A 15,306-nucleotide genomic window follows, 5' to 3' on the forward strand; every position below is an offset into this window, starting at 1 on the left:
GTGAATCATCAATTGCTCCAGCGCGAGCACCGCATCGTCTCCAACGCCTCCTGTACCACCAACTGCATTATTCCCATTATTAAACTTTTAGACGACGCGTTCGACATCGAATTCGGCACGGTTACGACCATCCATTCCGCGATGCACGACCAACCGGTGATTGACGCCTATCATCCCGATTTACGCCGCACTCGCGCAGCCAGCCAATCAATTATTCCCGTTGATACCAAGCTGTCTGCCGGTATTACCCGCATCATGCCCAAGTTCTGTGACCGCTTTGAGGCAATTTCTGTGCGGGTGCCTACTATCAATGTGACTGCTATCGATCTTAGCGTTTTTGTGGCTGAAAAGGTCGACGTTGAGCAGGTTAACCAGCTGCTGCAAAAGGCATCGAATGGTGCTTTTCGTGGTATTGTTGACTATACCGAACTACCATTAGTTTCTACTGATTTTAACCATGACCCACACAGCGCCATCGTTGATGGCACGCAGACGCGGGTCAGTGGTCAGCGCCTGATAAAGACCTTGGTCTGGTGCGACAATGAGTGGGGTTTTGCCAACAGGATGCTCGACACCACGTTGGCAATGTCCGCAAGCGGTTTCTAGTAAGGCAAATCGGCTATGGCTGGTTACGCCCTCAGCAACTTTAAAGAGAATAGAGGATTCACCATGTCTGTAATTAAGATGAGCAGCCTGGATTTAGCAGGTAAGCGTGTACTGATTCGTGCGGATCTCAACGTGCCGGTTAAAGACGGTAAAGTGACGTCTGATGCACGTATTCGTGCCTCTTTGCCAACCATCGAAATCGCTCTGAAGCAAGGTGCGCGCGTGATGGTGACCTCGCATCTGGGGCGTCCGACCGAAGGCGAATATAACGAAGAGTTTTCTCTATTGCCGGTTGTTAACTACCTGAAAGAGAAACTGTCCTCTCCTGTCCGTTTGGCTAAAGACTACCTCGACGGCGTCGAAATTGCTGAAGGTGAGTTGGTTGTTCTGGAAAACGTTCGCTTTAACAAAGGCGAAAAGAAAGACGACGAAACACTGTCTAAAAAATATGCAGCCCTGTGCGACGTGTACGTCATGGATGCCTTCGGTACTGCTCACCGTGCGCAGGCATCAACTCACGGCGTAGGCAAGTTTGCTCCTATCGCCTGTGCGGGTCCGCTGTTGTCTGCCGAGCTTGAAGCCTTGGGCAAAGCGCTGGGTAATCCAGCACGTCCAATGGTGGCTATCGTGGGCGGTTCTAAAGTTTCAACTAAACTGACCGTTCTTGATGCACTGTCTAAAATTGCAGACCAGCTGATTGTTGGCGGCGGCATTGCCAACACCTTCGTTGCCGCTCAAGGCCATAACGTAGGTAAATCACTGTACGAAGCAGACTTGGTGGGTACCGCCAAAAAACTGCTCGAAACCTGTGATATCCCGGTTCCTACCGACGTTCGCGTGGCGACCGAGTTCTCCGAAACGGCTACCGCGACGTTGAAATCAACGGCTGATATCAAAGACGAAGAACAAATTCTGGATATGGGCGACGTGTCTGCACAGCGTCTGGCCGAAATCCTGAAAAACGCCAAAACTATTCTATGGAATGGCCCAGTTGGCGTATTCGAGTTCCCTAACTTCCGTAAAGGAACCGAAATTGTGGCGCATGCCATTGCTGATAGCGACGCGTTCTCTATCGCAGGCGGCGGTGACACTCTGGCAGCAATCGACTTGTTCGGTATTGCTGACAAAATTTCCTACATCTCTACCGGTGGTGGCGCATTCCTTGAGTTCGTTGAAGGAAAAGAGCTGCCAGCCGTTGTGATGCTGGAAGAGCGTGCCAAGAAGTAATAATCGCGAGCGGGTGAGAGTATTCGCCCGCTCACGCTGTATTTTGTAATCCGATTCAATCCATCTACGACCGACGAAACAGGACAACGTAATATGTCTAAAATTTTTGATTTCGTAAAACCAGGTGTTCTTACTGGTGATGACGTTCAGAAAGTATTCGCAGTTGCTAAAGAAAATGCGTTTGCTCTTCCGGCTGTTAACTGTGTAGGCACCGACTCTATCAATGCTGCTCTTGAAGCGGCTGCGAAAGTTAAAGGCCCAATCATTATTCAGTTCTCCAACGGCGGTGCTGCATTTATCGCGGGTAAAGGTCTGAAAACTGACGTACCACAGGGCGCGGCTATTCTTGGCGCAATCTCTGGTGCACAACACGTTCACCTGATGGCGGAACACTACGGCGTGCCGGTTATTCTGCACACCGACCACTGTGCGAAAAAACTGCTGCCTTGGATCGACGGTCTGTTGGACGCGGGCGAAAAACACTTCGCGGCAACCGGTAAGCCACTGTTTTCTTCCCACATGATTGACCTGTCAGAAGAGTCTCTGGAAGAAAATATCGAGATCAGCAGTAAGTATCTGGCGCGCATGGCCAAGCTGGACATGACTCTGGAAATTGAACTGGGTTGCACCGGCGGCGAAGAAGACGGCGTTGATAACAGCCACATGGACGCCTCTGCGCTGTACACTCAGCCAGAAGACGTTGATTATGCTTTCGAAAAACTGAGCGCAATCAGCCCTCGCTTCACGATTGCAGCGTCATTCGGTAACGTTCACGGCGTTTACAAACCAGGTAACGTTAAACTGACCCCGACTATCCTGCGTGATTCTCAAGATTACGTCAGCAAGAAACACAACCTGCCACATAACTCGCTGGACTTCGTGTTCCACGGCGGTTCAGGTTCTTCTGCTGCTGAAATCAAAGAATCAATCAGCTACGGTGTTATCAAAATGAACATCGATACTGATACTCAGTGGGCAAACTGGGACGGTATTTTGCAGTTCTACAAAAAGAACGAAGCTTACCTGCAGGCCCAGCTGGGCAACCCGGAAGGCGCAGACAAGCCGAACAAGAAGTTCTACGATCCACGCGTATGGCTGCGCTCTGCACAGTCCTCTATGGTGACTCGTCTGGAGCAGGCGTTCCACGAACTGAACGACGTAGACCGTCTGTAATTAAGACTGTTTTATCGTTGTGATTGAGAGAAGGGGCCGAATGGCCCCTTTTTTTTATGCTGATTTTAAGACCTAGTGATTATAGCCAGTTGGCGACAATTCTCTGATATTCGCCCGTCGCACGCGCCAGATGCAGCCATTGGTCAACGTACAGTTTCCAGCTAATGTCGTCGGTTGGCAGCATGTAGGACTTCTCACCGTACTGCATCGGCCTGTCAGGATTAACCGCGCACAGAGAAGGGTGCGATTTTTTCTGATACAGTGCCTCAGAAGCTTCAGTGACCATCACGTCGGCTTTCTTATCGACTAACTGCTGGAAAATACTGACATTATCGTGCGTTAGTGTCAGATTGCTTTTCGGCAGATAAGCATGGGCAAAAGCCTCATTAGTGCCACCGGCGGGTTCAATCAAGCGTACCGACGGTTTGTTTATCTGCTCAATAGTTTGATATTTTTTGACGTCAGTACAGCGCACCAGCGGAATTTTACCGTCCACGTCCATTTTCTCGGCAAAAAATACCTGCTGCTGGCGCGCCAGCGTGACCGAAATGCCGCCCATCGCGATATCACATTTTCCCGCCACTAAATCAGGGGTCAGCGTTTTCCAGGTTGATTTCACATAGTTAGCCTTTACGCCCAGACTTTTTGCCAACGACTCCGCCATCGAAATATCAATGCCCTCATAGCTGCCGTCCGGCCTTAGAAAGGTGTAAGGCTTATAATCGCCGGTAGTGCAAACGTTCAGTGTGCCCTGCTTCACCACGCTTTGTAGATGAGACTCTGCACTGGCGCTCCCGGTGGCGACCAGCAATACCCAAGGTAATAATTTTCTCATTTCTTGCCCTTTTTATAGATTATTGGTTTTTATGATATTTCCCGCTGCGGCGGTATTCTTCTTCTTTTTACACTGATAGCTAACGGCGAGGACCAGTAGCCAAACTGGGATCAGCCAGACTGAAATCTGAATCCCCGGCGTAAGGAACATAATCACCAAAATACCGGCCAAAAACAGCAGGCACAGCGCGTTGGTCACGGGGTAACCCAGACTCGGGAAATGCGTCTTTTTCCCTGCGTCACGTTTAGCGCTGCGAAATTTTAGGTGGGTGATGCTGATCATTGCCCAGTTAATTACCAAAGCAGAGACTACGAGAGACATCAGCAGCTCAAAGGCCTTCCCAGGCATTAGATAGTTAAGCAGTACGCAAAGTGCGGTCGCCAAAGCCGAGACGCTTAGGGCGTTAAGCGGAATACCGCGGCGATTCACCTTTAGCAGCGCGACGGGGGCATTGCCTTGTTTTGCCAATCCGAACAACATGCGGCTATTGCTGAAAACGCAGCTGTTATAAACAGAAAGCGCAGCAGAAAGCACGACGGCGTTTAACAATGTGGCGACGAGGTTACTGTCGAGCGCGTGGAAAATGAGAACAAACGGGCTGCCGCCTTCCACCACTTTCTGCCAAGGATACAGCGACAGCAGTACTGCGAGCGCCCCCACGTAGAACAGCAAAATACGATAGATAACCTGATTAGTGGCTTTCGGAATACTTTTTTGTGGGTTTTCTGCTTCAGCTGCGGTGATACCGATCAGCTCAAGTCCGCCGAAAGAGAACATAATCACCGCCATTGCCATCACCAACCCGCTAATGCCGTTGGGGAAGAAGCCGCCGTATTGCCAGAGGTTGGCCACGCTGGCCTCCGGACCGCCGTGGCCGCTGGCCAACAGCCAGGCTCCAAAGGCAATCATGCCGACGATAGCGGCGACTTTAATGATTGAGAACCAGAATTCAACTTCACCATACACTTTCACGCTGGTGAGGTTGATGAGATTTATTGCGACAAAGAACAGAGCCGCTGAAACCCAGGTCGGTATTTCTGGCCACCAATATTGAACGTAAATACCGACGGCACTAAGTTCTGCCATGCTGACCAAAACGTAAAGCACCCAGTAATTCCAACCCGACATAAAGCCGGCAAATCCGCCCCAGTATTTGTTGGCGAAGTGGCTGAATGAGCCGGCAACGGGTTCATCCACCACCATTTCGCCGAGCTGACGCATGATAAAGAAGGCGATGATCCCAGCGATGGCATAACCCAGCAGTACCGAGGGTCCGGCCATTTTGATGGTCTGGGCGATGCCTAAAAATAGGCCGGTGCCAATGGCACCGCCAAGAGCGATCAGTTGGATGTGACGGTTTTTTAACCCTCTTCTCAGCTGACTTTGTGACTGTTGCATATCCATCCATTTTCCCCAAAGGTAGAAATATTTGTCCGATTGAGGGTTAGCAATTCTCGGGCCATGGGTGGGAAGTTTGAAGCGAGGCTTGGGTTAACTCATTGAATGGTCGTTATTATTATTTTTTGATGTCATTCACAGGCTACGCGTTTATTTCCGCTGGCGCTCCATTGCTGTGCTTGTTAGTTCTATTTTGTGCGTGAAGTAAGCGTTTTTTGCTTTATAAATGGCGAATGCTGACCTAAATGGGTGCAATCCTTGCGATTGTGCAAGCCTTTAGGTTTCGCCGCTTGCTCGATAAGAATAGAAATCTGTTATTATCAGACCGCAGTCTTTGCATTGTCTTTAATCAACCCAGTCAGGAAGCCGCCGTTGAATAAGCCAAAATCTGTTACGCTCGATGACGTTGCTCGTCACGCCGGAGTCTCTTATCAGACGGTTTCCCGCGTGCTGAATCAGGCTGCACAGGTTTCTGAAAAAACGCGTTCACGGGTTGAAGCTGCAATGAACGAGCTGAACTATGTGCCTAATCGCATGGCGCAGCAGCTGGCCGGCAAGCAGAGTTTCACCCTTGGGCTGGCAAGCACTAATTTGGCCCTCAATGCGCCTTCTCAAGGTGCTTCAGCTATCAAAACTCGCGCCAATCAGCTGGGGTATCACGTTGTTATTTCGATGGTTGAAGATCTGCAACTGAAGTCCTGCCGCGCCGCCGTCAATGAACTGATTGCGCAGCGAGTGGACGGTATTCTGATTAATGTCCCACTCGAAACTGACAACGCCCAGCAGGTGAAACAATGCTGTGGCAATTTGCCGGTGCTGTTTCTGGATGTTGATCCTCAGGCCAATCTGCTCAGCATTCTTTTCGACCCACAAGAGGGCGCAATGCAGGGGCTGGAGCATCTGCTTGCGCTTGGACATCGGCAGATTGCCTTGCTGACTGGGCCGTTGGAGTCAGTCTCCGCCCGATTGCGCTACGAGGGCTGGCTTACGGGCCTGACCGCGCATCAGCTTGAGGCTTTTAGCGTGCTGCATGGAGACTGGAGTTCGGCTTCCGGCTATCAGCTGGCGCTGAATCTGCTTAACCCGCCGCAAAGGCCGACCGCAATACTGGTGGCTAATGACCAAATGGCGCTTGGGGTACTCCGCGCAGCCCACCAGCTGGGCGTAACTGTACCTCAGCAACTTTCCGTGGTTGGCTATGACGACACTGAAGACAGTGCCTATTTTCAACCGCCGTTAACCACCATTGCGCAAGATTTTCGTCTCAGCGGTCGCGAAAGCGTTAACCGCATGGTGCAGATGCTGCAACATCCGCAGCAGACCAGCCCCGGTTCGTTGCTGCTCAATACCACGCTGATGCTGCGTCAAACCACGTCCTCCCCGGGGGAGTCTCCTGACTCTGTGCAGTCACTGGCTCTGGAACTCAAACGTATCGCCCGCCAGCTCGAGCAACTTTAAGTCTTCGTGCGCCCATTGCGCTGAAATTGTGATCCCCGTCGCCTTCTTGACGCAGCTTTCTTTACTTCATCCTCGACTGCAGCCATTTTAAAAACATTAATGTGAGCGCATAACATTTTGGCGAGGTAGGGTAATGAAAGGCTATACACAAGAGGCATTAAATCCGCTGAGTGCGGTACTGGCGCGGCGCGACTGGGAAAACCCCGTCTGCACCCAGGTTAATCGGTTACCGGCCCATCCTCCCTTTCAAAGCTGGCGTAATGCTGAAGAAGCCAAGGTTGACAGTGTTTCCCCAAGCCTGCGCAGCCTAAACGGCGTGTGGAAATTCAGCTATTTCAGCCGCCCTGAGGCGGTGCCTGCCGAATGGCTTGAGGCCGACTTGCCACATGCGGATGATTTACAAGTGCCTTCAAACTGGCAGATGTCGGGCTACGATGCGCCCATTTATACCAACGTTCGTTACCCTATCCCGGTGGATCCGCCTTTTGTTCCGGAAGGCAATCCTACGGGATGTTACTCGCTCACATTTTCGGTTGACAGCGCCTGGCGCGATCAGGGCCAGACGAGAATTATCTTCGACGGCGTCAATTCGGCCTTCTATCTGTGGTGTAACGGCCACTGGGTCGGTTATTCCCAAGACAGCCGACTGCCGGCGGAGTTTGACCTCGGGAGATATCTGCAGGACGGTGAAAATCGTCTGGCGGTAATGGTGTTGCGCTGGAGTGACGGTAGCTATCTTGAAGACCAGGACATGTGGCGGATGAGTGGTATTTTCCGCGACGTCAGCCTGCTGCATAAGCCGGCCATCCAGTTAACCGACGTTCAGCTGCGGACCCATCTGCACGCCAATTATTCACTCGGTGAGCTTGAAGCAAAAATTAGCGTGGCGGCCAGCGAGGAAGCGTCGAGCGCATTAAAAGTTAATGTTCAGCTCTGGCGCGGCGAGCAGAAGGTCGCCGACGACGTGCAGCCGTTGGGCAGTGAAATTATTGACGAACGCGGGGCTTATCACGAAAGGGTGACGCTGCGTTTGCCGCTGGCTAAGCCGTTACTGTGGAGCGCTGAACAGCCTCATCTTTATCGGGCGGTGATTTCACTGCTCGACGCCGAGGATAAGCTGATCGAGGCAGAAGCGTTTGACGTGGGATTCCGTCACGTCGAAATCAGTCAGGGTTTGCTCAAGCTTAACGGCCAGCCGCTGCTTATTCGCGGCACTAATCGTCATGAACATCATCCTGAAAAAGGGCAGGCGGTGGATGAAGCCACCATGTTGCAGGATATTTTGTTGATGAAGCAGCACAATTTCAACGCGGTGCGCTGCTCGCATTATCCGAATCACCCACTGTGGTACAAGCTCTGCGACCGCTACGGGCTGTACGTGGTGGACGAGGCCAATATTGAAACCCACGGCATGCAGCCGATGAACCGTCTGTCTGACGATCCGCAGTGGTTCAATGCTTTTAGCGAACGCGTGACTCGCATGGTGCAGCGCGACAGGAATCACCCCAGCATTATTATCTGGTCGCTGGGCAATGAGTCAGGGCATGGATCCACACACGATGCACTTTACCGCTGGATAAAATCTAGCGATCCGACGCGCCCGGTGCAGTATGAAGGCGGCGGTGCCAACAGCGCAGCGACCGACATTATCTGCCCAATGTATGCCCGCGTGGATCAGGATCAGCCATTCCCTGCGGTGCCGAAGTGGTCAATTAAAAAATGGATCGGCATGCCGGATGAAACTCGTCCGCTGATCCTCTGTGAATACGCACATGCGATGGGCAACAGCCTCGGCGGTTTCGACAAGTACTGGCAAGCGTTTCGTGACCATCCAAGACTGCAGGGCGGTTTTATCTGGGACTGGGTCGATCAAAGCCTAACCCGCACCGGCGACGAGGGTGTCAGCTATTCCGCCTACGGCGGGGACTTTGGCGATACGCCAAACGATCGTCAATTCTGCATGAATGGTTTGGTTTTTCAGGACCGCACGCCGCATCCCGCGCTTTTCGAAGCCCAGCGCGCGCAGCAGTTTTTCCGCTTTGAACTGGTTAATCAGCAGCCGTTGGTGATCGACGTCTACAGCGAATACCTGTTCCGCCGCAGCGATAACGAGTGCCTGAATTGGCGTATCGAGCTTGATGGCGTGTGTTTACAGCAGGGCGAAATCAGGCTCGATATCGCCCCACAGGGCAGTCAGCGCATTAAGCTGGGCGATTACCCTGCGGTTAACGCGTCCGGCGAACTGTGGCTAAATGTTGATATTTCTCAACCTGATGCCACTGACTGGTCAACTGCTGGTCATCGCAGTGCCTGGCACCAGTGGCCGCTGCCGCGTGCGTTAAGTTTGCCCGCGCCCGCCAAAGAACAGCCTGCTGCGCCCGAAATGCAGCAACGTACCGACAGTGTTGAGGTTATTCACGGCGAACAGCGCTGGCAGTTCAATAGCCACAGCGGTCTGCTTGAACAGTGGTGTCAGGGCGGGGAAGAGCAGCTGCTTTCGCCGCTTGTCGACCAGTTTGTACGTGCGCCGCTGGATAATGACATCGGCGTCAGTGAAGCGACAAGAATTGATCCTCATGCCTGGGTCGAGCGCTGGAAAAAAGCGGGTATGTATCAGCTTGAGTCGCAACTGCTGCGTTTTCAGGCCTATCGCCTTGCCGATGCAGTGTGTGTTGAAACCGAGCACGCTTTCATTAACACCCACGCAGGCGTCCAGCAGGCTGCGCTCATAAGCCGTAAAACCTATCGGATCAGTGCCGAGGGCGAAATGCACATTGACGTGCAGGTGCAGGTTGCCAGCAGTTTACCGTCTCCGGCGCGAATAGGTCTGAGCTGCTGCCTGCGTCAGGTTTCAGCAAATGTTGAGTGGTTGGGCCTTGGCCCGCATGAAAACTATCCCGATCGCCAGCTTGCCGCGCAATTTTCTCGCTGGAAGTTGCCGTTGGCGCAGCTTTACACGCCGTACGTGTTCCCGTCTGAAAACGGCTCGCGCGGCGGCACCCGTGAATTGAACTACGGCAATCTGCAATTGCGCGGTGATTTCTCCTTTGGCCTGAGCCGCTTCAGCCTGAAACAGTTAATGGACACCAGCCATCGCCACCTGCTGAAAGAGGAAGCGGGCACCTGGCTGAATATTGATGCTTTCCGGATGGGCGTGGGCGGTGATGATTCATGGAGTCCAAGCGTCAGCCCGGAATTTTTACTGACGGCCGGTGAATATCGCTATTCGCTGACCTGGTTAGGCAAGTAATGCTCGCTGCCCGGCCGCGCGCGTTGAGCGCAGGCCGGGCGGCCATCAAGGCTGAGGAGTTACCATGAACTACATGCGAAATACCAATTTTTGGACCTTTGGACTGTTCTTCTTTTTCTACTTTTTCATCATGGGTGCCTATTTCCCGTTCTTCCCAATTTGGTTGCACGACATAAATCATATAAATCAAAGTGATACCGGTATTATTTTTGCCTGTATCTCATTCTTCTCCCTGGTATTTCAGCCACTTTTCGGCCTGCTTTCCGACAAGCTTGGTCTGAAAAAACATCTGCTGTGGATTATCACCGGCATGTTGGTGCTGTTTGCGCCGTTCTTTATCTACGTTTTTGGTCCGCTACTGCAAACCAATATCCTGTTGGGATCGATAGTCGGCGGCATCTATCTCGGCTTTATTTACAACGGCGGTGCACCGGCGATTGAGGCATACATTGAGAAAGTCAGCCGCCGCAGCAGCTTCGAGTTTGGGCGTGCGCGCATGTTTGGCTGTGTGGGCTGGGCGATTTGTGCCTCGGTGGTGGGGATAATGTTCACCATCAATAACCAGTTTGTTTTCTGGCTCGGCTCCGGCTGTGCGGTTATTTTGGCGATTCTGCTGTTGATTGCCAAACCTGCGGTAGGTGCCAGCGCCAAGGTTGCCAATGAGCTGGGTGCCAACAGTAAGCCTTTCAACCTGCGACTGGCGGCGGAGCTGCTCAAGGATAAAAAACTCTGGTTCCTCGGGCTGTATGTTGTCGGCGTTTCCTGCACCTATGAAGTGTTTGACCAGCAGTTTGCCAACTTCTTCACTTCGTTTTTTAGCAGTGCGGATCAAGGCACGCGGGTGTTTGGCTACATCACCACCCTGGGTGAATTGCTGAATGCGTTTATTATGTTCTTTGCGCCCGCCATCGTTAACCGCATCGGCGGCAAGAACGCACTGCTGCTGGCCGGAGCCATTATGTCAGTGCGCATCATTGGTTCGTCGTTTGCCAGTACTCCGGTCGAAGTGGTGCTGTTGAAAACGCTGCATATGTTCGAAATCCCGTTCCTGATTGTCGGCTGTTTCAAGTACATCACCTCGGTGTTTGAAGTGCGTTTTTCGGCCACTATTTATCTGGTCTGTTTCTGCTTCTTCAAGCAAATCGCGATGATTTTTATGTCGATTTTCGCCGGCGAGATGTATGGCAAAGTGGGTTTCCACGGCACCTACCTGATTTTGGGGCTGATTGCGCTGGCGTTTACCCTGGTGTCTATTTTTACCCTGACGGGGCGAGGACCGTTACAGGCGTTTAAACCGTCTCAGCGAGTGAGTGAAACCCGACCGGTGAGCCCCTAGCGGACGTTTAGAAAGTACGCAAAGCGTAAGTGCAAGTTGGCAGTTACGCCGAATCTTGGTTACCCTTAAGGGCTTAGGCATCATTCGTCGTGCATTTTAGTGCGAATGTCTGGTTTTATTATTGCTTGCTAGGGTGTGTGAAATGGAAGATTTGAACGTAGTAGGCGGCATTCATAATGCCGGAACGTGGTTTGTCAGAAATCAGGAGTTGCTGGTCCATTACGCGGTTAATATCGTCGCTGCCATCGCCATTCTGGTGGTGGGCTTAATTGTTGCTCGCGTGGTTTCCGGCGCAGTCAGTCGGGTGATGCGTCTTCGTGGCATTGACTTGACGGTTTCCGATTTCCTGTCTGCGCTGGTGCGTTATGCGATTATTGCCTTTACGCTGATTGCCGTTCTGGGGCGTATTGGCGTGCAGACCACCTCGGTTATCGCCGTTATTGGTGCCGCCGGTTTGGCCGTAGGTTTGGCATTGCAGGGTTCACTGTCGAACTTTGCAGCGGGCGTGTTGCTGGTCATCTTCCGTCCTTTCCGCGCCGGTGAATATGTCGATTTGGGCGGCGTTGCGGGTACGGTAACGCAGGTACAGATCTTCTCGACTACGCTACTAACCGTTGATAATAAAGTCATTGTTGTACCAAACGGTAAAATCATCGCCGGAAACATTATTAACACCTCGCGTGAGCCAACCACCCGCACTGATATCATCGTCGGTGTGGCTTATGATGCTGATATTGCGTTGGTTAAAAAAGTATTGGGTGACATTGCCAATGCCGATGAGCGTATGCTCAAAGACAAAGGCGTGGTGATCCGTTTGAACGAAATGGGCGCGTCAACGCTGAACTTCGTGGTGCGTTACTGGACCACCAACGGCGATTCTCAAAACGTTAAATGGGATCTGCTGGAGAAGTTTAAAGAAGCGCTGGATGCCAACAACATTGGCATCCCGTTCCCACAGATGGACGTGCACCTGTACCGCAGCGCCGAGGCGCAGGCTAAGCAGGAAGAAGCGGCCAAGGCCGAGTAATCCTGACTGAAGTTGAACGAAAAAACGCCCTGATTTCAGGGCGTTTTACTTTCTAAGGGTAAACTGCTTTCAGATTACTTGGTGAATAGCTTCCAGGCTTCGGCCCAAGCGATGCCGGTACCTGGTGCATAGAAGCCTGCTGCCTGTCCACACCAACCGTTACGGCCATCATCACTGCGGCATTCATAATGTTTGCCATCTGTACCGGTGACGATATTGCCGCCTTTATATTGTGTACCCTCTTTGTAGGCAGGGTATTTGGTATCCGGTTTGGTTTCATCGTCAGGTTTAACCGCTTCCTTAACGATAGTCAGATGCTCTAATTTTTGCGCTAAAACAGAATCACGGCCGCTCTCATTCTGAATAAAAACTTCAACATCGTACTCGCCGACAGGTAAGGCTTTAGTGTTATATATAAAGTCTGGTGTTTTATTCTTCTTGATGTACAAGGATTCTTTTGCTCCTCGATGACTGATCTCCCATTGATATGAAATCGCATTAGGAACATTGCTTTCGGCAGTTAAATTAAGCTTATGACCTTGAGTAATCACTCTGCTGCCAATGATACTGGCTGTTGCAGGAATGAAGGTCATTTTGACATGGTCAGTGGCTTTTTTTCCGTCTTTATTTACCACGGTTAACTCAAATACCGCTTGGTTTGTGGTCGGAATTTTATTGTTCTTGAAATTGCTGGCAACTTGCGCATAAACGGCCTTACCCTGCAGGCTTTGGCCTGTCTGTGCAGGATCGTCTCCTAATTCTCTTAATTCCATAGGCACTGTACTATGAATAATTTTCCAATGATAAGAGACTGCGTGTTGACTCAATCCTCCATCAAGCAAATTCATGGTTCCGGGCCAGCCATCGCTTTTAATTTTAACAATATCTTTGCCTGCATTGGCAATCGGCAGCTCGGCCTGACCTTCTTCTTTCTCTAAGCAATACGCCTGACCGTCAAAGCGATAGGTCATCGGGCCTGATACCGTTTCAGCAACTTTTGTTGCCTGACCTTTGGCATCTTTTTCGACCACAGCGGTATTCACTTCGCCGTTGTAGTGTTCGCTGAAACTGTAATAGTTACCGTCAGCTTTTTTGTTACACACCGCGGCATTCATGGTGTTGAGGATCAGGCCATTGTCGGTCGAACTTGCCCAGGCGAAGAGGCCACCGAGATTATATTTCTTCATCAGTTCGCCCTTGGCGATAACTGAACGCTGTGAGTCGAGAGTTTCAACGTGGGCGCCAACGGTGTGGGCGTCGTTCGATTTTGGCTCCCAGACGTAAGCCGCTTCAGCCTGTTTGTCGTAATAGAAATCCTTGCCTTTAGCGATGTAATTATCGTAAATTTCGCGGAAGTCAGTCACGCCATTTTCAAACGTACCATGACTGCCCAAGCCTTCACGGCTGACAGATTTGCCGTCGGCGATGCCATGCCAGAACAGTTTATCCAGCTTGGCCGGCACGCGAACGTTGTGCCAACCGCGGCTGTAAGAGGCTGCGCCGATCACCAGTTTGGTAGACGGGAATTCTGGGTTATTGTCCAAAATGGCGTTAACCGCACCCTCGGTGCTGAAGCCGCGCATCGCTTCTGCGCCGGTAATTTTTTGGCCTTTTGCATCAACAATCTCTTGGCCGATATCATCTTTCAGATTTTTATCTGCACCCTCGGCGAAGTAAGCACCGATCAGCGGTTTTGCATGAACGGCGGTCTGATGCCCCGGGTTGCGGCTAAACGCCCCGTACATGTCATAAGACATGATATTAACAAAGTCGAAGTCGTCTTTTACCGCGTCAAAATCAATCGCAGCCAGTTTGGCCGGAGATGCGCTGACGGCGGCGCTCAGCTGTTTGCTGCCTTTGCCGAATTCACTGTCCATCGCCACGCGCAGTTCATGCACCACGTGGGTGTAAGCTTCTTTTTCTTTGTACATGCCGCTTAATGCCAGCCCCTCTTTATGCGTTGTTGGGCCGCCGCCGCCGACGAATTCCCAATCAAGATCGATACCGTCTACGTAAGGATGATCTTTGAGGAACTGAACGACTGATTTAACAAAAATAGCGCGAGAGGCTGGGGTTTCTGCCATCCCGCTGAAGGGAGAGCTGAGCGTCCAGCCACCGACAGAAACCATCACCTTCAGGTTTGGATGCGCTTTTTTCATTTCCTCCATCGCTTTAAACATGAAGTGTGAAGCCTGCGGATCAAATTTTGTTACATTGAAGTCGCCCTGCTGCTTGGCCGGCGAGTTTTTACCCGCCGATTCATCCCAGCTCACATCACCATTTTCCGTTGGTAGAGGACCTTGACCACACATGCCTTTAATTATCTTCTGGCCGCGCAGATTGCCTTCGGCCTTAAGGCCGTCATTTTCACTTTGTTTTAGCGTGCCCGCCGGGCGTTCGGCACCGTAGTCACACATGCCGATAAAGCTGTAGAACACATGGGTCAGATTTTTTGCCGGTGTAAATTCGGCAGGATGAGCCTGATCCCAATATGACCACTCAGGAACATAGAGGCCCACGATTTTGCTGTTTTTAGTAACGTTAAAAGGAACGTTATGTTCCATATTACCCGCATAACCATTGGTGGTTAATTTTCCGGTTGATTCCGGATTAGCGTCATGTGCATCTTTATATTTTACGTTGACCAATTCATAGTTAATTGGGCTGTGCGGGTGTTGGCCTGCCATCTCCGAATCTACCCAGGTTGAGCGCCATTTTAATTTTGCCGTTGGGCGATCGCCACGATATTTACTGACCGCACCCGATTCGCCTTGCTCTACAGGTTTGAGCGTACCCGACTCTTTTGCCGTTATTTCAACGGTTCCGTCAGGCACTTGAGCGTTGAAACGGGCGGCAATAACGTTGGCCCCATAAAGTGCAGAACAAGTTGCAATAGCAACCATTGAAAGTTTAATAATCTTTTTCATAATATCCCCGTTACAAATTTATTATATATAATTGAAGCGAAAATAAATTGATACTTTCCGCTTCGGGGT

9 protein-coding genes and 1 pseudogene are annotated in these 15,306 nt (G+C 51.3%); 7 read left to right on the forward strand and 3 right to left on the reverse strand.

Annotated features, from left to right (window positions below):
- The 3 genes and pseudogenes from BS639_RS23195 to fbaA form a co-directional block, all read left to right on the forward strand.
- Positions 1–606: pseudogene (locus tag BS639_RS23195) on the forward strand (erythrose-4-phosphate dehydrogenase); the annotation flags it as partial.
- Positions 607–669: 63 nt separating this feature from the next.
- Positions 670–1,833: a phosphoglycerate kinase gene (gene pgk / locus BS639_RS23200; RefSeq protein WP_055772565.1), complete on the forward strand. Its 1,164-nt coding sequence runs from the start codon at positions 670–672 to the stop codon at positions 1,831–1,833.
- 93 nt (positions 1,834–1,926) lie between these two features.
- Positions 1,927–3,006, forward strand: a complete 1,080-nt coding sequence (gene fbaA, locus BS639_RS23205; RefSeq protein ID WP_055772568.1) for a class II fructose-bisphosphate aldolase — start codon at positions 1,927–1,929, stop codon at positions 3,004–3,006.
- Between the two features lie 79 nt (positions 3,007–3,085).
- Here fbaA and BS639_RS23210 read toward each other — a convergent pair whose 3' ends face one another.
- Both BS639_RS23210 and BS639_RS23215 read right to left on the reverse strand, forming a co-directional pair.
- Complete coding sequence (locus BS639_RS23210; RefSeq protein ID WP_084984469.1) at positions 3,086–3,841, reverse strand: transporter substrate-binding domain-containing protein; 756 nt, start codon at positions 3,839–3,841, stop codon at positions 3,086–3,088.
- 12 nt (positions 3,842–3,853) lie between these two features.
- Positions 3,854–5,245: an amino acid permease gene (locus BS639_RS23215; protein WP_084984470.1), complete on the reverse strand. Its 1,392-nt coding sequence runs from the start codon at positions 5,243–5,245 to the stop codon at positions 3,854–3,856.
- 366 nt (positions 5,246–5,611) lie between these two features.
- Between BS639_RS23215 and BS639_RS23220 the strand changes: the two genes are divergently transcribed.
- From BS639_RS23220 to mscS, 4 genes are all read left to right on the forward strand, one after another.
- Positions 5,612–6,697 (forward strand): LacI family DNA-binding transcriptional regulator, encoded by a 1,086-nt coding sequence (locus tag BS639_RS23220; RefSeq protein ID WP_055772577.1) that lies wholly within the window; start codon positions 5,612–5,614, stop codon positions 6,695–6,697.
- 133 nt (positions 6,698–6,830) lie between these two features.
- Positions 6,831–9,947, forward strand: coding sequence for a beta-galactosidase (locus tag BS639_RS23225; protein ID WP_084984471.1), 3,117 nt, complete (start codon positions 6,831–6,833; stop codon positions 9,945–9,947).
- 64 nt (positions 9,948–10,011) lie between these two features.
- Entirely contained in the window at positions 10,012–11,283 is a 1,272-nt protein-coding gene (locus BS639_RS23230; RefSeq protein ID WP_084984472.1) for an MFS transporter, read from the forward strand.
- A gap of 142 nt (positions 11,284–11,425) precedes the next feature.
- Positions 11,426–12,310: a small-conductance mechanosensitive channel MscS gene (gene mscS, locus BS639_RS23235; RefSeq protein ID WP_084984473.1), complete on the forward strand. Its 885-nt coding sequence runs from the start codon at positions 11,426–11,428 to the stop codon at positions 12,308–12,310.
- A 74-nt stretch (positions 12,311–12,384) separates the two neighbouring features.
- On the opposite strand, the gene BS639_RS23240 is transcribed toward mscS, so the two are convergent.
- Positions 12,385–15,237, reverse strand: a complete 2,853-nt coding sequence (locus tag BS639_RS23240; protein WP_084984474.1) for a glycoside hydrolase family 18 protein — start codon at positions 15,235–15,237, stop codon at positions 12,385–12,387.
- Between the last annotated feature and the right edge of the window lie 69 nt (positions 15,238–15,306).

Origin of the sequence: Rouxiella silvae, assembly GCF_002093625.1 — a bacterium.
GTDB classification, from domain to species: Bacteria; Pseudomonadota; Gammaproteobacteria; order Enterobacterales; family Enterobacteriaceae; genus Rouxiella; species Rouxiella silvae.